An 18,199-nucleotide genomic window follows, 5' to 3' on the forward strand; every position below is an offset into this window, starting at 1 on the left:
AGGTAGAGAAAGGCGCTGGGAGTGCTGTTCTCTACTGTGCGGGTGTAGTAGGTGTGGTCGTTCGGGGCGGGGTTGCCGTTGTAGCCCTCTTCCAGGAAGCTTCCGTCACCGTTAACGGCTTTGACGACGGCGACGTGGCCGTAGGTGCCATCGGCGCCCCGGTGCCGGGGGAGTACCAGACGACAGCGCCGACACGGGGAGTTCCACCGGTGGGCCAGCCCTTGGCGTCCCAGCCGTCTTTCCAGGTAAGGGCAGAGCCAAGCACGGCACCGTCAGGCCGGAAGGTGCCGTTCAGGACCCTGTAGGGGGCGGTGGTGCTGCCCAGTTGCTGGTTGACACGCCAGAGGGCGAAGTCGACGCATTCGCGGTTGTACATGCCCAGAGGGGATGGCTCATAGATCTTGGCCGTGCGCCACGGCAGATCATCGTCTTTACCGGATTGGCCGGGGATCCCGCAGGAGCTTTCCCCGCCGGCATCGGTGATCTGAACGTCGCCCAGAGCGGCGACGACCTCGACGGCGGCCGCCCAGTAGGACTGGTAGTGGAACGGGTCGGCGTTGCGCTGGACCCTGTGCGCGGCCGTGGTGGGTTCGAGCTGTTCCCACCCGTTGACCTTCTGCAGGGCGGTAAAGAAGTTCGTCGCTGACGTCGTTGGGTTCATGCGGTCCGGGTAGGTCCCCCACGCGCCGTTGTCGCGCTGCTGGAACAGTCCCCGGGAGTCAGGTCCTGGGCCGTCGCCGTAGTCTAGGACACGGAGCCCGGATTCGCCCATGGCCGTCATGACACCGATCGTCTGCCCCCGGGCCGACAGACCAAGGGCTTTGCCTGCGTTTATGATCAGGGCCGCGTTTTTCAGTTGCTCGCCCTCGTAGCCGGCGACAGCGACTTTGGGCAGTTGGCTTGCGTCAACGCTGACGCTGGCCCCGGTTGGCGAGCAGACATCGGCCGCGGCCTGGGAGCCCCCGCCGAACAGGATGATGGACAGCACCAAGCCGACAGGGGCAAGGACGGCGCCGGCGACCAGCGCGGGCGCGGTCGTTCGTGATTGCATGTGTCCCCCTCACATCTAATCGGCTGCTTCGCCCTAGGGCTGGTCCTCGTCGTGCACTTCTGGTGTCTGGCCCTTCTTGAGTGTGTTCCGGTTCTCCCAGACCCAGTCCTTGACTTGATCTCTGGCGATTAACCATGTCTTCTCGACTTGGTAAGCAGGAATCACTCCGGTTTGGAGCCAGCGGTAGACGGTGTTTCGGGACAACCCGAAGATCTCTTCGAGGTCCTGAGGCGTAAGACGCTCCGGGTACTTGGCGAAGAGTGCTTCCAGGTACTTGGGGTCCACGCTCAGTCCGTCCCACCGCATAGAGCCATCGTAGACCACAAATTGGTACTGTGATGTACTGGAAGTGACTGAAAGGTACTAAAGCTGATGTTGGGGGTCACTTTTGGCCTTTCGTGTCGGATGGTACCGATACGATCTTTGCGGACATTAGTAGGGGATGTGAAATGCCGGTCTCAAAGAATCGCTGGGTGACGCTCGGCGCAGAAACTACCGACGAACCCGTTTCAGCTATCCCGGAAGAGCCGCCTTTCGTCCCTACGGGGGCGACGAGGCCGCAGCTGAGTGTTCCGCAACCGGACCAGGCGGACCGGCTTCCCCGAAGGAACGTGGTGGGGAGGGAACCGAGCTTTTGGTGGCTTGGCGTCCATGGCGGCGCTGGCGAAACGTCGCTTGCACGCCTGGACAAGAGAACCAAAGCCGCCGAACATCAGTGGCCTTTGACGGCAGCCGGATCCGTGATCGTCCTGGTTGCGCGGTCCAATATCCCGGGTCTTCGTGCAGCACGGCTCGCTGCCACTGAATGGGCTTCCGGTTCTCTTCCCGGGATCCACGTCGCTGGCCTGGTGGTCATGGCTGACGCTCCCGGACGGCTCCCGAAAGAGATCCGCGACTTCGCTCGCGTCGTCGGTGGGGGAGTGCCCCACATGTGGCATTTCCCCTGGGTGGACGCATGGCGCTATGGCCATGACGTCGCCACCGAGGAACTTCCCAAAGAAGCCCGCACCACTCTTGAACAGGTGCAGATCACAGTAACTGCCACCGCCGGACTCACGGCTAAGTAGAAAGAAGAAACTCATGCTGTTCTCCAAGGCCATGGAATGGTCAAGCTTTGCCATCACAGAGATACCGAACCCGGGCACAGGTGAAGCGCCTCCCGGCTCTGAAGGTTTGCTGACAATCCTCAAATGGGTCGCATGGATCGTCTTCGGCCTGGCCGTGGCCGGCATCCTGATCACAGCCGGAACGATGATGATCAACAACCGACGCGGAGAGGGCGGCGAGCATGCCGGCCGTCTGGCATGGGTCCTCGGCGGGTGCATCCTGGCAGCCTCCGCCGGCGGCGTCGTAGGCGCCCTGGTCTAAGGAGCTTCAGCCATGACTGAACCGACAGTGAACGAAGACCAGAATCCGTTGACCAAACCTAAGTTCATCATCTCGGCCGTTGTCGTGGCGATCATTGTCGCGCTCGGGGTAATCCTGGCCCTGGTTCCCAGAGGCGGCGGAACGGCGTCCCCTGAACCGAGCTCCACCAGCACGAGCACCAGCAGCCAACCTACGGCGACCTCGGCAGCCAGCGTGTGCGGCCTGCCATCCGGCGACCAGGCGAAACCAGCCACCACACCGACCGACACCAAGTGGGAATTGGTCGGCAAGATCGCCGCACCAACGTCGCCCACCCAGTTCGGCCCGGGCAAGACCGAAGCCAACGGCCTCCGTTCCTGTTTCGCGCACTCGCCGACCGGTGCATTGTATGCAGCGGCAAACATGACTGCGTTGTCCGCAGCTGGAAAAGCGGACCTCGTTTATCAGCAGTTGGCCGTACCAAGCCCCGAGCGAGATGCGGTGCTGAAGTCATCCCCAACAGCCGCCCCAAACTCCGTGACCGCCCAATTGGCCGGCTTTACATTCCGTTCTTACGAGGCTGATCGAGCCATCATTGATCTCGCATTCAAGGGTGCAAACGGAACTTTCGTCTCTATTCCGGTTCCGCTCCAGTGGTACGAGGGCGACTGGAAGTTCGTTGTGCCGGCTACAGGGGACACTGGGGCGCGACAGCTCAGTGACCTCAGTGGTTACGTTGAGTGGGCGGGTGTCTAATGGCTGACTGCTCCGGCTTGAACGCAATAAATCCCTTTTGCCAGGCGGGGGCGGCCATCGAAGATGTCGCCAATGATGCCGTCAAGAACATGGCGAAAGCTATTGCCGATGCCGTAGGCCAAACAGTCCAAACACTCGGGACATTTTGGGTGAACGTGGGAACTCCCGCTCTCACCGCAGCCCCGGGAGGGTCTACCGCGAGTGACCCGGTGTTGTTCCTTCAGAACAGTCTCTACTTCTGGACCGCTTCCCTGGCCGTGATGTCTGTCCTCGTGGGTGCAGCCAAGATGGTGATTGAGCGCAGGGGTGCACCCTTGCGGGATCTGATGCGTTCATTGGCGACCCTAATCGTCGTCTCCGGCGCCGGTGTGGCAGCAGTGGGACTGCTGACAGTCGCGGCGGATCAGTTCTCAGCCTGGATCATCACTAATTCCACGAACGGGACCTCGTTCAACGAGAACATCACGGCCCTGTTGGCGCTTTCGGCCACCAGCCCGATCGGGTCGATCATGATCATTCTCCTGGGGCTCATCGCGATTCTGGCCTCTGTTATGCAGATCGTGCTCATGATCGTCCGTGGTGGCCTGCTCGTCATCCTGACCGGGATCTTCCCTACGGCTGCAGCTTTCAGTAACACCGAGGCAGGCAGGGGTTGGTTCCAGAAGTGCACAGCCTGGCTGCTCGCTTTCATTCTCTACAAGCCCGCGGCCGCCATTATCTACGCGACGGCCTTCCAGCTCAGCGGCAGCAAGATCTTCGGAAACGTTGGTGACGGCAAGGACTTCGGCTCCGCGCTCCTGGCAACGGTCACGGGACTGGCTTTGATGATCATTGCCTTGTTCGCCATGCCAGCCCTCATGCGGTTCGTCACCCCGATGGTTGGTGCTGTTGCGGGCGGCGGTGGCGCTCTGGCAGCAGGGACGGTCGGCGCACTGGCTTCCGGTGCAATCAGCATGGGCAGCGCCGGACGCGGTGGCGGATCATCCACCAGCTCGACGACAACCAGCAGCACCTCGAGCCAAAGCCCTGGATCCCAGGGCCCCTCGGGCACCGGCAGCCAGGGAACGGCAGGAACGTCTGGCACAGCGGGGAAGACAGGTACCCGGAGCGCCGGAGCCACTGGCGCGGCAGCATCTACCGCCGGTGCGGGCAGTGCTGCTGCAGGCAGCGGAGCAGCCGCCAGCGGTGGTGCCGTGGCGGCGGGCGCGGGCGGTGTCGCCGTACTGGCAGCACAGAAGGGCGTCGAAGCAGGCCAGGCCGCTTCCGGGGCGATCAAAGACATGAGCGAAGAATCCACAGGGGGTGCCTGACATGGCAGCGATCGAGAACACCTACAGGGAACCGACCTACGGCAACTGGCGGCGGCCGCGTAAAGCGGGCATCGGCACTCTTGGTGGGCTGGCAACAGCCGGTTTGTTTGTTGGCCTCATCATCACGGTGATCTGTCTCTTTGTCGGCGGCTGGTTCGCCGGGCTGATTGCTCTGTTCATTCTTGGGGTGGTACTGGCCGTCGTCTCGGTGACCGACAAGCACAACAAGTCTGTAGGGGAGCGGGTTTTCGCCCGGCTGGCGTTCCGCTCCGCGCGGCGCAAGAAGGCCAACATCTACCGCTCCGGTCCGCTGGGGCTGACGCCTTGGGGTGAGTTCCAGCTGCCGGGGATCTCTGCCGGTTCCAAGCTGTACGAGTTCACCGACTCCTATGGCCGCCCCTTCGCGCTGATCCACCTTCCCGCCACCGCCCATTACACCGTTGTCTTCGGCACCCAGCCCGACGGGGCGTCCCTGGTCGATCCCGAGCAGATTGATGCCTGGGTGGCTAACTGGGGCGGCTGGCTGGCCTCGTTGTCGAATGAACCTGCCGTCGTGGCTGCATCCGTCACGGTCGAAACCGCACCCGATTCCGGGGCACGGCTGCGCCGGGAAGTTGAATCGAACATCCATGACGACGCCCCTGCCATCGCCAAGGCCATGCTCCGGGAGGCCTTGAACACCTACCCGCAGGGATCGGCCACGATCCGCGCCTGGGTCGCGCTGACGTTCAGCGCCGCTGCCCGGGCCGGCGGCAAACGACGCACCCCAGAAGAGATTGCAAGGGATCTCGCCTCACGGCTGCCCAGCCTGACCGAGCGTCTCGAATCCACCGGCGCCGGGGCATGCGCGCCGTTGAACGCCCAGGAATTGTGCGAGGTCGTTCGGGTCGCTTACGACCCTGCAGCGGCCCGTCTCATCGACGAAGCCCACTATCAGGGCACACCCGTTGACCTGGACTGGGGCGATGTCGGACCGTCCGCCCATCAATCCAACTGGGACGGTTACCGCCACGATTCCGGCCACTCTGTGTCTTGGACGATGACGGGCGCCCCGCGCGGGCACATCCTGGCATCAGCGCTGGCCCGCCTGGTCGCGCCGCACGGGGAAATTGCCCGCAAGCGCGTCACCTTGCTGTACCGGCCGATCGAAGCAGGCCGCGCGGCCGCCATCGTGGAGTCCGACCAGACCAGCGCATTGACCCGGGCCTCCTCGACCAACCGGCCTACTGCACGCGCTCTGGTCGACGCGCGCGCTGCGCAGGCCACCGCAGCGGAGGAAGCCAAGGGGGCCGGGCTGGTCAACTTCGGCATGGTGGTCACGGCCACGGTGCTGTCCGCCCGTGACCTTGAGGACGCCGTGGCCGTGGTGGAGGGCAACCTCGGCCCGTCGGCACGTCTACTGTTGCGGCGCGCGTACGGCTCACAGGATTCTGCCTTTGCCGCGTCCCTGCCACTGGGTCTGGTCCTGCCCAAGCACTTGAAGGTTCCCGAAGAGATCCGCGAGGCCATGTGATGTTCGGCAGCAGGACCAAGCACCAGCGCACACCGGCCGCAGCCACGAAGCTCGCCCCCGCGGTAGCCCGCCGCCCGGGCCTGCGGGGCTGGCGCGGCCGCGGACAGGGCGAAGCCGTCTATGTCACCGCCGCCGACGAATGGCGCGGAACCTCCGTCCAGGTCTGCGGTCTCTGGCCATTCGTGGGCGGCTCCGGCACCCCGATCCTCGGAGTTCCGATCGGCGTTCACACCGACACCGGAGCGCCCTTCAGCGCCGATCCCATCAGCTGGTTCATGCACGGCATGATCAACAACCCCTCCATGTTCGTCCTCGGCCTGCCGCACTATGGCAAGTCCACCCTGGTCCGGCACATCGTCCTGGGCCTGGCAGGCCGGAGCATCAACCCTTTGATCCTCGGTGACCTGAAGCCGGACTACGTTGACCTGATCGAAGCCCTCGGCGGGCAGGTCATCAGTCTGGGTCCTGGACGCGGCCACTTGAACGTCCTGGACCCCGGTGAAGCCACAGGAGCCGCAGTGAGGCTGCTCGCCTCAGCCGAGGAACACCGGGCCAAGGCGAACCGGACCCTGAATGAACCAAATGGCAATCGGGCCGCGGCCGCGCAGCTGTTGGCTGCCGCTGTGAAGGCGGAGAAGCTGGCCGAACAGCTGATGGCCGACTCGCACAACCGGCGCCTGAACATGATCACGGCGCTGATCACCATTGTGCGGAACGCAAAGCCCAGCGCCCACGAGGAATCCCTGATTGACCGGGCACTGCACATCCTGGACGAACGCCTGGACCGCGTCCCCCTGATCGGGGACCTGATCGAGGTCATCAAAGACGCCCCCGACGAACTTCGGGCCATCGCCCTGGACCGTGGTGACATGAGCCGCTACCTCGACGCGACCGACCAGCTGCGCCAGTCGCTCTATTCCCTGGACGGCTCGGGCCGGTTCTCGGACATGTTCTCCCAGCCCACGGACCAGCCGATGGACCTGACCAAGCCCGTGGTTTTCGACCTGTCAGGGATCTCCGACACCCAGCGCGACATTCAAGCGGCCTGCCTGCTGGCCTGCTGGTCAACCGGGTTCGCCACCGTCCAGGTGGCCCACACCCTGGCCGACGCCGGCCTGGAACCGCGCCGGAACTACTTCGTCGTCATGGACGAGCTGTGGCGGGCCCTGCGCTCCGGCGAAGGCATGGTGGACCGGGTTGACTCGCTGACTCGGCTGAACCGTACCGAAGGTGTGGGTCAGGCCATGATCACGCACACCATGAGCGACCTCGAAGCCCTGCCCACGGAATCCGAACGGATGAAAGCCCGGGGCTTCGTCGAACGTTCCGGCATGGTCGTCTGCGGGGCGCTCCCCGGAGCCGAAATGGAAAAACTCAACAAAGCCGTAACCCTCTCCCGGGCCGAACAAGCCCGCCTCATCTCGTGGGCTGACCCGGGGTCGTGGACCGACGTCGGCGGCTCCCGCAAACGGGTACGCCCGGGCCTGGGCAAATTCCTCTTCAAAGTCGGCGGCCGCCCCGGAATCCCCGTGGCCTTGAAGCTAACCAGCGTCGAAAAATCGCTCCACGATACAAACAAGCGCTGGACGCAAATTCGGAGCGCGGAAGGGGAGAACTGATGGGTGCGCCAAGCAGCGGCAAGCGTTCGGCGATGGATGGCGAAACCATCCTGCTTTGGGTCTTCATCACTGTCGTGGTGCTCGGTGTCGGCTCGGTGGCCGGAGCCGTGCACCTGGGCTCGCTCCTGTCCAAGGATGGCCAGAAGCTGCCGGCGAACCCGTTTGAATTGGTCTTCGGCCTGCTCTCGCAGAAGGTCACGTGGCCGGCGGCCGCCACTTGGGTCCTGGTCGGCTTCGGCGTCCTCATCGTCGTCGTGACCGTTCTGGTGGTCCGTGGGGTGCTGCGCCGGCGGTCCAAGCGTTCCCGTGTGGACGCCGCGGCCCAGCACATGGCCAAAGGCCGGGACCTGCGCGCACTGAGCCTGCGCGGGGCCACGGCCACTGCCGAACGTCTCGGAGTGAAGGGCTCCCCTGGCGTCCCGGTCGGCAAGACGGTTCTGGGCGGGCAAATGGTCTACGGTTCCTGGGAAGACATGCACATCGACATCTGGGGACCCCGCACAGGTAAGACGACATCTAGGGCGATCCCTGCGATCCTTGCCGCCCCGGGAGCAGCTTTGGTGACCTCGAACAAGCGGGACATCGTTGACGGCACGCGCGATGTTCGCGCCGCCGAGGGCCCGGTCTGGGTCTTTGACCCGCAGTCCGTCGCCCTCGAGGAACCTTCCTGGTGGTGGAACCCCCTGTCCTATGTCACCGATGAAGTGAAAGCGGCACGTCTGGCCGACCACTTCGCGGCCGGCTCGCGCGGCCCGGATGCCAAAACGGATGCCTACTTTGATCCCGCCGGCCAGGATCTCCTTGCCGGGCTCCTGCTCGCCGCGGCCCTTGACGGCCGCCCGATCACGCAGGTCCACACCTGGCTGACCCGTCCCGCTGAGGATGAAGCAGTGGACATCCTCAAGGCGCACGGCTTCACCCAGACCTCCAATGCCGTCGGCGGCGTCATCAACGCACCCGAGAAACAGCGTGGCGGTGTATACGGCACGGCGCTGCAGATGGCCTCCTGCCTCACCAACCGGCAAGTGGCCCGCTGGGTGACACCCCAAGGCAACGACGACCAGCGGCCGCAGTTCGATCCGGCAGCATTCGTCCGCTCCAAGGGCACGCTGTACAGCCTTTCCAAGGAAGGCAAGGGCACCGCCGGCCCGCTGGTGACGGCGCTGACCGTGGCGACGGTCGAGGCCGCCGAGGAACTGGCCGTTCATTCACCCGGGGGCCGGCTGGCCATGCCCATGGTCGGCGTTCTGGACGAAGCGGCCAACGTCTGCCGCTGGCGCGAGCTGCCGAACCTCTACAGCCACTACGGTTCCCGGGGCATCGTCCTGATGACCATCCTCCAGTCCTGGTCCCAAGGCGTCGAAGTGTGGGGCCGCGACGGGATGCGCAAACTCTGGTCCGCCTCCAACATCAAGGTCTACGGCGGCGGTGTCGCTGAAGCCGAGTTCCTGAACGAGCTCGCGCAGCTCGTAGGGGAGTACCGCTACTCCAACATGACCAGAAGCCGGTCCAAACACGGCACCTCCTACAGCCACGACGACGACCGCAAGGAACGCACCCTGGACGTCTCGGACCTGGCCGCGTTTCCTCGCGGCCGTGCCATCATGTTCGCCTCCGGCGCCCCTGCGGCGCTGCTGGAGACAGTGCCTTGGATGAGCGGTTCGCGGGCTGATGCGGTGCGAGCCTCCATCGCCGCACACGACCCCGCGAACAAGCCGGCGGCCGCGGCCGGAAGCCGGTGGATAGCCGCGGGTGCCTCTAATGAGTGAGGGACTGGGGGAGTGGGACGACGAGCTGGAGGACGCCGCGGCAGCCTCGGAGCCATCTGAGGAGGACGCGGACGCCCCGGAGCTGTTCTACCCGAACGTGGCTGAATTCGTCAGCGGCAAGCTGGCCGCCAGCTACCGCCGGCAGCTCAACGTGCAGGGTGGGGTGACCTGGTGCCCGGAGTGGTGGAAGCATGCCGAAGCGATCAGCCGCCTCGAAGCGCTCTGGCGGGCTTGGGAGTTCCTGCGCCTGGACGGAACCACGGGCATGAGCGTGTGGTGGCGCGACCACGCAGACCACCACATGTCCGTTCTGCTCTCAACAGATGGGCCGTTCAAAGGCTGCAACCCGGACGACGGCCACCGCGCCAAACTCGCCCCGCTACCCTGCGAGGAACCGCCCCCAGGGCTCTTCTAAGCCGGCTGTTGTCAGCCGACGCTTTGGGGTGACCACGCGGGCTGTCCATGGTTGGGGTCAATCCGGGTTATCCACGGCTGGAATCGGGAGCCATCGGGAAAGCTCCCTCAGCCGTAGTAGCGGTGGATAAACCCATCAGGATTGTCCCCGGCTGTGGTCAGCGAACTCACTGTCACTCCAACGCAAAGACCCCCGAGGAGTTCCCCAGGGGTCTTGGCGCTGGCAATGGACTCTAGAATCTGGGCAATGACAGAAGGTTGTTAGTCCATTGCTGATCAGCATAGGTCCGAAGATACGGAGCTGCAGATTGGGGGCGAACTACGCCGACCTCCACTCTTGAGGAGCCAGACCCTACGTACGCCCGGCCCTTTTTTACATCGATAAATTCGACCATTGCCGGCCTCGTGCTGGTTCCGCTACCGTTATCTGCTTCATTGACCCACTTGTAGCTGGTGATGTGTTGATGATCCTCTGGGAATCCTTCAACCCGCACGTGGGTAATTCTTACCGCCATGGATTACTCCTAGTTATTTGACTGCCTCTACGTGTTCCCGCGTTACCCTGATCTTCGTGCTGAGGGGATCAGACCTGCTGGGTTATGGTCCCGCCGGGGTTACGCCGAACTGTCGCATCAGTGACGAACCGTCCCGTTGATGCCGAACGATTCACACTTCGGCTGTTTCTGGTCCCGGAACCAACCCGTTCAGTGGTTGTCGTCCGCGGAGATCTGGCGGCAGTCGCTTTGGTTACAAAACGTCCGGTTCGCGCGCTGCGGCTAACTGATCGTGCCATAGTGTCCTCCTCAGAACACTCATCCGAGGGGGAGGGCACCCATCCGCGGGCGCCTGTGGCTCCGTTAGAATCGCTAGTACCACTAACCATGGAACTTGCGGTCCTGACCTCGAGTTGCTGGGCGGGCCCGCTGGAACGGGTCCGCCCTTTTTCTATCGGACCTGCCGACGTTTCCACAGTAATCGCATCGGTCCTTCGGTGCAAGGGTGAAGACAAGTTGCGAGTTCTGCGGTATAGTTTTCATACGAAGTTGAGCATTTCCTGTAGCGTGTTGTTCACATCAGGGGTGAAGGACGGCTTACAGAATGCAGGTGGACTACGAGGATGAGGATCTCCGGAAACTCGCCTACGAGCCAGACCATCGCACATCACGTTGGGCTCCAAACGTCACCCGGGCATACCGACGACGAATCCAGCAGCTACACGCGGCGGTCACAGATCAGGATTTGAGAGCGCTGAAGTCCCTCCACCTTGAGAAGCTAAAAGGTAACCGTGCTGGGACGTGGTCGATCCGGATCGATACCCAATACAGGCTTATTCTGCGGTTCCAAACTCAGGATGGCGGGCGCATAGCCATCGTCATTGAAGCCGTTGACTACCACTGAAGGACTGATTTCCATGGCCCCCGAGCTCGCTGAAGCATTCCCTCCCGGGGATTTTCTAACCGAGGAGCTTGAAGCACGTCATTGGTCCCAGAGCGACTTTGCACAGATCCTTGGGCGCCCGGCGCAGTTCGTCTCGGAAATAATCGCCGGGAAGAAGGAAATAACTCGTGAATCTGCAGCTCAAATCGGCGCAGCTCTTGGTACTGGTCCGGAGTACTGGCTGAACCTGCAGAATTCGTATCTCCTCTGGAGTCAGTCCCGGAATGAGGCGACCCGCAAGGACTTAGACGAGGTCAAGCTGCGGGCCAGGATGAACGAATTGGCTCCAGTATCACTACTTCTCAAAAGAGGAATCCTGACCGGCAAGTCACTGACAGAGCAAAAAGACGAGCTGATCAAGCTGTTCCAAATCGAACACATTGAAGACACACCGCGGTTTCTGGCCGCAGCCAGACGCTCCAATCAGGATGAAGAACCAACACCAACCCAAAAAGCATGGCTCGCGTGCGCCCGCAAGCGTGCGCAGGATCTTCAGGTTCCTAGCTACGACCCAGTGGGGCTCACGGAACTAGCGGAGCGCCTCTCGCGCTTGGTCGCAAATCCGGAAAACTTTTCGAAGCTCCCTGCTGAATTTGCTGCTGTAGGAGTGCGTCTTGTCTATGTCGAAGCGTTCCCTGGAAGCAAGCTGAACGGCGCATCCTTCCTTTTGGACGAGGACGCTGAGAAGCCAGTAATTGCATTGTCGGGAAGAGGTAAGCGACTAGATGTAGTTCTATTCACGCTTCTCCACGAAGTGGCGCATGTCCTCCTGGGACATGTTACGCCCGAGCGTCTCGTGATTGATGAAGACTCTTCAACCGAGCCGGCCGAGCTAGCTGCCGACGAAAAGGCAGGTGAATGGCAGATACCGGGGGGCCTCCCAGTCCCGCCGGCGGCCGTTCGTAGGGGGTGGATTGAGTCGACTGCACAGCGAATAGGAGTGCATTCAGTGGTTGTACTTGGGAGACTGCAACGCGATAAAGCTCTCGATTACCGGACCGCATTGGCAAAAGGGGCCCCAACCGTAAGCTCTCACTTAGAGCGCTGGAGTCACTCCCACTAACTCCCAGGTGACTTTAAGAGCCCCTCTGAATCTGACACTCCAACAAGTTTCTATTTGTGGCTGCCGTCAGATTTGGATCTAAGACTGCGGAGGGGACCCGTGCAAGGAACTTACTTCAGGACCCAAACCTGACGCTCTTCTCCTTGCTGCCTGACGTCAGGTTGGGGTGTACCTAACCGGACCGTCTCCCTGCCCGTAAGCCAGGCTCTCTCTGCACGGGCGCCAGTAGCACGAGCCGTGGTGGCAGGGGCATCTCAAGGGAGTGAGTCCGGAAACCCGAGTTCAGAAACAAAGTTGGACACAACCTGCAAAGGTTGTATCTCCTGACGCCAACGAGTCCGCAGTCACGAGTGTTGATCCAGCGTTGCCCTTGACCACGTACACTTCAGACTATGACGCAGCCCATACCAGGTGTGCGCCCGAACGGCTTGACCCGGTTCTCGACGGCGGGGTTGCCCGAGGCACGGCGGATCGCAATGTGGGAAGAGCACAATGCGCGCGCCCTGGTCGGGCTGCAGGCCCGAACACTGGCGGGTGGCGGGTTGAAAGCTACCGAGCTGAATTTGAACCTGCCCCGGCTGCAGGTGGCCCAGGTTTGGGGCAATCCGCACGTTGTAGAACGGTCAGCGCGGGAAATTGCTGCGCATCCAGCTGATGCCGTGGTCGCGTACTTCACGTTGGAGGGCGAGGGCTTCTTCTATCACCAGGACGGCTGCGAAATCCTCAGGCCGGGCGAGGCAATCCTCTATGACGCGGACCAGCCGTTCATGCGCGGATTTTCGCACGGATTGAAGGAGCTGGCCCTGAAGATTCCCCGCAGTACCCTGAGGGAACTCACGCGGCAGTCTGGGCTGAAACGCCCCAAGGTTTTTGGCTTCCATGGCCCCCAGGCGGAGCGTATATACGCCGGCGCCTGGCCTCTTCCCTCGGTGCCGCGTTGTCCGGACGGGCCGGGGACTGGGACGAACTAGAAAACACGGCGCTGGAACTGCTCGCCGTCACCCTCGGCGCTCCCGCAGGACCGGCCGGACATCTGGCCGCTGCGCAGGCATTTATCTCTCTTCAATCCGCAGATCCGCAGCTGTCGGCCGGGCGAATTGCTGCAGCCGTCGGCATTTCCGAACGCCAGCTCTCACGCATCTTCGCGGAGGGTGGCACCAGCGTACCGCGAGCTATTCTCAATGCGAGGCTAGAGGCGGCCCGGCAGCAGTTACTCTCCCCGGCAGCCGCCCGGATTCCTCTGAGCGCCCTGGCGCTGCAGCAGGGGTTTGCCTCGCAGGCGCATTTTTCTCGCGTCTATAAGGAGAAATTCGGCCTCTCCCCGCTGCAGGACCGCCGGTCCGCCAGCGACTAATGAGTCATATTGTTGGAGCATCCTCTCCTCTTGGTCAGCCGAACCTTACAGGCGAGTATTGTGCTGCAGGTCATGAGGGTGTCCGACGTGACTTTTTACCCCAATCCGCCCAGCTTTTGCTTGATTCCGCCGATAACGGCGCGACACCGCTTGGCTGCGGAATGACCTGAAACACTCGGAAGTAGTCCGGAACAAGACCGGCTGTTGAAGTGGAGTGTAAGCAATGGTGCTTTTCAATGACGGGGTCTCTGAGACCGAGATCCCAGACTCAGCCGTCGTTGAGACGGATGTCCTTATCGTTGGCTCAGGCCCGGCCGGGTCGTCGGCCGCGCTTTTCCTGTCCTCGTTGGGCGTGCCCAACATTGTGATCACGAAATACCGGTGGACGGCGAACACGCCCCGGGCGCACATCACGAACCAGCGGACCATGGAAATTTTTCGAGATCTGGGCATTGAGGACCAGGTGCTGGCTGACGCGACTCCGCATCATATGATCGGGGACACCGTCTTCTGTACCTCCATTGCAGGGGAGGAAATCGGCCGAATCCTCACGTGGGGCAACCATCCCGCGCGTCACGCGGACTATGAGCTGGCCTCGCCGTCGCTGAACTGCGATATCCCTCAGACGTACCTGGAACCGATCCTGGTCAGGAATGCCACCATGCGCGGGACGCAGACGCAGTTCTCCACTGAGTATGTCTCGCACCAACAGGATGAGGACGGCGTGACTGTGCGGGTGCTGAACCGGCTCACCGGCCATGGCTACACCATCCGCGCCAAGTATTTGATCGGGGCCGACGGTGCCCGCTCCAGGGTGGCCGCAGACGTGGGACTGCCCTACGAGGGGCGGATGGATATTGCCGGTTCGATGAATATCACTTTCAAAGCTGACATCGCAGAGTTCGTAGGGCACCGGCCCTCGGTGCTGTATTGGGTCGTTCAGCCCGGCTCCAACATCGGCGGTATCGGTGCCGGCCTGGTGCGCATGGTCCGGCCGTGGAACGAATGGCTTATAGTTTGGGGTTTCGACATCGCCCACGGCACCCCCGAGGTCTCCGAGGACGATGCCCGGCAAGTTGTCCGGAACCTGATCGGCGTACCTGACCTGGACGTGGACATCACAGGCATCTCACTCTGGGGAAACAATGAGCAGTACGCCACCCGGCTGCACGCCGGCCGCGTGTTCTGTGCCGGCGACGCAGTCCACAAGCACCCCCCGAGCAACGGGCTCGGCTCCAACACTTCCATTCAAGACTCCTACAACCTGGCGTGGAAACTGGCCGCTGTGCTCAAGGGCCAGGCCGGGGTGGAGTTGCTGGAAACCTACACCATCGAGCGGGCGCCCGTCGCGAAGCAGATCGTGACCCGGGCGAACAAGTCTGGCCGGGAGTTCGGCAAGCTCTTCGAAGCACTCGGCATCGACAATGCCGAAACTGCCGAGGAGATGAACGCCCTGATCGAGTCGCGCAAGAACAACACCGCCGAAGGGGCCGCGAAGCGCCAGGCCATCCACGCGGCCATGGAGATCAAGAACTACGAATTCAACGCCCACGGGGTGGAACTCGGCCAGCATTACGACTCCTCAGCCATCGTCCCGGACGGAACAGAGAAACCGGCACCTGCTCGCGATCCTGAGCTGTACTACGAGCCGTCTACTTATCCGGGCGGGCGACTGCCACATGCCTGGATCGGAGATAACGTGCACAAGCACTCCACGCATGATCTGGCACCTTACGGCCAATTCACGGTTTTCACCGGCATCACCGGTGAGGACTGGACAACTGCCGCGCAGAAAGTTAGCGAGCGGCTCGGCGTCACGATCGGGTCCGTCGTCATCGGCCCGGGACAGGACGTCACCGACCTGTACTTCGATTGGGCCAAACTGCGTGAAGTGGCCGAAAGCGGTGCGGTACTGGTCCGTCCAGACAAGCACGTCGGCTGGCGCGCGGACCGCTTGGCGGACGACCCCGAAGGTGCCCTTTACGCCGCCGTCGCCGCAATCCTGAACCGGGAGAACTGACCCATGAGCCTGACTTTTGAGCATGTGACCTTGGGCCAGCGCGTTCTCTTCGGCACCGGCAATGCCGCTGCGAACCTTGCCGCCGAGGTCGCCCGGCTGGGCGCACAGCGGGTGATGGTCATCGCCTCTGACTTCGAGACCGACATAGCCCGTACAGTCGCTACCGGCATCGAGGTGGCACTGTGGCACCACGATGTGGTGATGCACGTTCCCATCGAGACCGCCGAGAAAGCACGCGCCGCCGCGGCCGGGCACGGCATCGACCTGCTCGTGAGCGTCGGCGGCGGCTCGACCACAGGCTTGGCGAAGGCCGTGGCGATGACTACCCGAATCCCGGTCATCGCCGTGCCCACCACCTATGCCGGATCAGAAGCGACCAACGTGTGGGGCCTGACCGAGGCATCCCGGAAAACCACCGGGGTGGACGACGCCGTACTGCCGGTCACGGTCATCTACGACGCGGCCCTGACCCTGTCCCTGCCGGTAGACATGTCCGTCGCCTCCGGCCTGAACGGCATGGCCCACTGCATCGACTCGATGTGGGCGCCCCACATGGACCCGATCAACGCCGCACTTAGCGCCGAAGGCATCCGCGCCCTCAGTTCCGGCCTGCCCTTGATCGTGGATGACCCTACCGGAACTGAGGGACGCGAGCAGGCTCTTTACGGTGCGTACCTGTCCGCGGTCGCGTTCGCCTCCGCCGGGTCCGGGCTGCACCACAAGATCTGCCACGTCCTGGGCGGCACGTTCAACCTGCCCCACGCCCAGACCCACGCCACCGTGCTGCCCTACGTGCTGGCCTTCAACTCTCCCTTTGCTGCCGACGCTGAGGCCCGCATCGCCGCAGCGTTCGGCACCGCCGACGCCCTCACCGGACTCCAGAACCTCCGCAAACGCCTGGACGCGCCCAAAGCGTTGTCTGATTACGGCTTCACCGCCGACGGGATCGCTGAGGCCGTGACCGTCATTCTCCCGGCCGTCCCGGCGTCCAACCCGCGCGCCGTCACCGCAGAGAACCTCAGCCGCCTCGTCCAGGCGGCCCTGACCGGCGAAGAGCCCCAAGTCCTTTTGGACCTCTAACTCGGGTTCCTTGCCCGGTCGCCGGCCGAGCCGCCAGCACAAACCCACCCTCGAACCACAGGAGTAAAGCATGTCGGGAATCATCCATGCCGGCGCCGGCATCAGCCCGGAACAGGCCGCCGTCGAACAAAAACTCGTGGACACCGTCATCGCGTCCTTCGACAAAACCCAGGACCCGCGTCTGAAGAAGGTCATGCAGTCCCTGACCCGGCACCTGCACAACTTCGTCCGCGAAGTCCGTCTCACCGAGGACGAGTGGAACACCGGGATCGAATTCCTCACCGCCGCCGGGCACATCACCGATGACAAACGCCAGGAATTCATCCTGCTCTCGGACGTCCTGGGCCTGTCCATGCAGACCGTCGCGATCAACAACAAGGCCTACAAAGGCGCCACCGAGGCCACCGTCTTCGGCCCGTTCTTTATCGAAGACGCATCCGAAATCCCCCTAGGCGGAGACATCGCCGGCGGCGCCCACGGCCAGCCCTGCTGGGTCGAGGGCACCATCACCGACACCTCCGGGAACCCTGTGCCGGGCGCCCGCATCGAGGTCTGGGAAGCGGACGAAGACGGCTTCTATGACGTCCAATACGCCGACGCGCGCGTTGCCGGACGCGCCTACCTCTACGCCGACGACCACGGCAGATACTCCTTCTGGGGACGCACCCCCACCCCGTACCCCATCCCGCACGACGGGCCAGTGGGCAAGATGCTTGAGGCGGCCGGGCGCTCACCAGTCCGCACTTCCCACCTGCACTTCATGGTCACCGCCCACGGTCTGCGGACCCTCGTGACCCACATCTTCGTCGAGGGAGACCCGCAGATCGAAATTGGGGACTCAGTGTTCGGCGTCAAAGACTCCCTGATCAAACGCTTCGAACCCCAGCCGGCAGGCACACCCACCCCCGACGGCCGGGACCTGGGCAACCAGACCTGGGCACGCACCCGCTTCGACGTGGTCCTCGCCCCCGCCCTCGCATGAAATGAAAGAGTTCTGCTCAAACCTAGGCAGGGCAACGTGGCTGAGCCCCAAAGTGCACGCTGCGCGTCCCCGGCAAGGAGTTAAGGCTGGCAATGGTGAGCGATCGAATGTCGACCGTACCTCCTGCTGCGGTGACTCCGAGATACGCGTCGCTCATTTGCGCTCTGCACGGCGCTCGGTCACCCAGCGTGCTCACGCGCACATACCCGGTCCGCTGTCCGGCCACTGTTGCTCCAACCCTTCGCCTGTGAGGTTGAGTTCCAGATACGTCCTACAAGGAATCGCCGCTTCGTCTCCGCGTGGTGGCGTCGGCAGGGGAGAGGCTCAGTCTTGCTTGGCGTGGCACAGGTACTGGTAGACGGTCTCGCAGCTGATTCGATAGTCACGGGCAAGGACGGCCTTTGGAACACCGCTTACGGAGCGGGGACCAGTACGGCGGCACCGTTCCGGTGCGAGGATCTTTTTCCGTCTTTTGTGGGCGCCG

General features: G+C 63.0%; 18 protein-coding genes. 15 read left to right on the plus strand and 3 right to left on the minus strand.

The genetic code is table 11. The annotated features are described in order from the left end of the window. Nucleotides 1-31: 31 nt before the first annotated feature. Both G205_RS11480 and G205_RS11485 read right to left on the minus strand, forming a co-directional pair. Nucleotides 32-1,051, minus strand: a complete 1,020-nt coding sequence (locus G205_RS11480) for a CHAP domain-containing protein (RefSeq protein ID WP_009358104.1) — start codon at nt 1,049-1,051, stop codon at nt 32-34. Between the two features lie 33 nt (nt 1,052-1,084). Continuing rightward, nucleotides 1,085-1,336 carry a helix-turn-helix domain-containing protein gene (locus G205_RS11485; RefSeq protein ID WP_235046890.1) on the minus strand — a complete coding sequence of 84 codons (252 nt, stop codon included), beginning with the start codon at nt 1,334-1,336 and terminating at the stop codon, nt 1,085-1,087. A gap of 188 nt (nt 1,337-1,524) precedes the next feature. Between G205_RS11485 and G205_RS11490 the strand changes: the two genes are divergently transcribed. The 8 genes from G205_RS11490 to G205_RS11525 are packed head-to-tail and all read left to right on the plus strand — an operon-like array spanning nt 1,525 to nt 9,780. After that, entirely contained in the window at nt 1,525-2,118 is a 594-nt protein-coding gene (locus G205_RS11490) for a DUF6668 family protein (RefSeq protein ID WP_235046891.1), read from the plus strand. 13 nt (nt 2,119-2,131) lie between these two features. Continuing rightward, the gene (locus G205_RS11495; RefSeq protein ID WP_009358107.1) at nt 2,132-2,419 is read left to right on the plus strand and encodes a hypothetical protein; all 288 of its coding nucleotides are present in this window, start codon (nt 2,132-2,134) and stop codon (nt 2,417-2,419) included. Nucleotides 2,420-2,431: 12 nt separating this feature from the next. Further along, nucleotides 2,432-3,154, plus strand: a complete 723-nt coding sequence (locus tag G205_RS11500; protein WP_009358108.1) for a DUF8175 domain-containg protein — start codon at nt 2,432-2,434, stop codon at nt 3,152-3,154. After that, nucleotides 3,154-4,464 carry a TrbL/VirB6 family protein gene (locus tag G205_RS11505; protein ID WP_035752838.1) on the plus strand — a complete coding sequence of 437 codons (1,311 nt, stop codon included), beginning with the start codon at nt 3,154-3,156 and terminating at the stop codon, nt 4,462-4,464. Before G205_RS11500 ends, G205_RS11505 begins: the two co-directional genes overlap by 1 nt. Nucleotide 4,465: 1 nt before the next feature. After that, the gene (locus G205_RS11510; RefSeq protein WP_009358110.1) at nt 4,466-5,977 is read left to right on the plus strand and encodes an SCO6880 family protein; all 1,512 of its coding nucleotides are present in this window, start codon (nt 4,466-4,468) and stop codon (nt 5,975-5,977) included. Next, nucleotides 5,977-7,596, plus strand: a complete 1,620-nt coding sequence (locus G205_RS11515) for a hypothetical protein (RefSeq protein ID WP_009358111.1) — start codon at nt 5,977-5,979, stop codon at nt 7,594-7,596. The genes G205_RS11510 and G205_RS11515 overlap by 1 nt, the downstream gene beginning before the upstream one ends. Further along, complete coding sequence (locus G205_RS11520) at nt 7,596-9,365, plus strand: type IV secretory system conjugative DNA transfer family protein (RefSeq protein WP_009358112.1); 1,770 nt, start codon at nt 7,596-7,598, stop codon at nt 9,363-9,365. Before G205_RS11515 ends, G205_RS11520 begins: the two co-directional genes overlap by 1 nt. After that, nucleotides 9,358-9,780: a DUF4913 domain-containing protein gene (locus G205_RS11525; RefSeq protein ID WP_009358113.1), complete on the plus strand. Its 423-nt coding sequence runs from the start codon at nt 9,358-9,360 to the stop codon at nt 9,778-9,780. Before G205_RS11520 ends, G205_RS11525 begins: the two co-directional genes overlap by 8 nt. A gap of 232 nt (nt 9,781-10,012) precedes the next feature. Here the strand turns inward: G205_RS11525 and G205_RS21105 are convergent, their stop codons facing one another. Further along, nucleotides 10,013-10,294 carry a DUF3892 domain-containing protein gene (locus G205_RS21105; RefSeq protein ID WP_009358114.1) on the minus strand — a complete coding sequence of 94 codons (282 nt, stop codon included), beginning with the start codon at nt 10,292-10,294 and terminating at the stop codon, nt 10,013-10,015. 583 nt (nt 10,295-10,877) lie between these two features. Here G205_RS21105 and G205_RS11530 point away from each other — a divergent pair. The 7 genes from G205_RS11530 to G205_RS11550 all read left to right on the plus strand — a co-directional run bounded on the left by G205_RS11530 (nt 10,878) and on the right by G205_RS11550 (nt 17,715). Next, complete coding sequence (locus G205_RS11530) at nt 10,878-11,177, plus strand: type II toxin-antitoxin system RelE/ParE family toxin (protein WP_009358115.1); 300 nt, start codon at nt 10,878-10,880, stop codon at nt 11,175-11,177. Between the two features lie 13 nt (nt 11,178-11,190). Next, nucleotides 11,191-12,279: a HigA family addiction module antitoxin gene (locus G205_RS21115; protein WP_009358116.1), complete on the plus strand. Its 1,089-nt coding sequence runs from the start codon at nt 11,191-11,193 to the stop codon at nt 12,277-12,279. Between the two features lie 392 nt (nt 12,280-12,671). Beyond that, nucleotides 12,672-13,250: an AraC-like ligand-binding domain-containing protein gene (locus G205_RS22835; protein ID WP_235046893.1), complete on the plus strand. Its 579-nt coding sequence runs from the start codon at nt 12,672-12,674 to the stop codon at nt 13,248-13,250. Further along, complete coding sequence (locus G205_RS22840; RefSeq protein ID WP_235046894.1) at nt 13,217-13,633, plus strand: helix-turn-helix domain-containing protein; 417 nt, start codon at nt 13,217-13,219, stop codon at nt 13,631-13,633. Before G205_RS22835 ends, G205_RS22840 begins: the two co-directional genes overlap by 34 nt. Nucleotides 13,634-13,856: 223 nt before the next feature. Continuing rightward, nucleotides 13,857-15,653, plus strand: coding sequence for an FAD-dependent oxidoreductase (locus G205_RS11540; protein ID WP_009358117.1), 1,797 nt, complete (start codon nt 13,857-13,859; stop codon nt 15,651-15,653). A gap of 3 nt (nt 15,654-15,656) precedes the next feature. Next, nucleotides 15,657-16,733: a maleylacetate reductase gene (locus G205_RS11545; protein ID WP_009358118.1), complete on the plus strand. Its 1,077-nt coding sequence runs from the start codon at nt 15,657-15,659 to the stop codon at nt 16,731-16,733. A 70-nt stretch (nt 16,734-16,803) separates the two neighbouring features. Next, nucleotides 16,804-17,715, plus strand: coding sequence for a dioxygenase (locus G205_RS11550; RefSeq protein ID WP_009358119.1), 912 nt, complete (start codon nt 16,804-16,806; stop codon nt 17,713-17,715). The last annotated feature ends 484 nt before the right edge of the window (nt 17,716-18,199 follow it).

The sequence above is a fragment of the Arthrobacter nitrophenolicus genome (genome assembly GCF_000332815.1).
In the GTDB taxonomy this organism is placed as follows: Bacteria; Actinomycetota; Actinomycetes; order Actinomycetales; family Micrococcaceae; genus Arthrobacter; species Arthrobacter nitrophenolicus.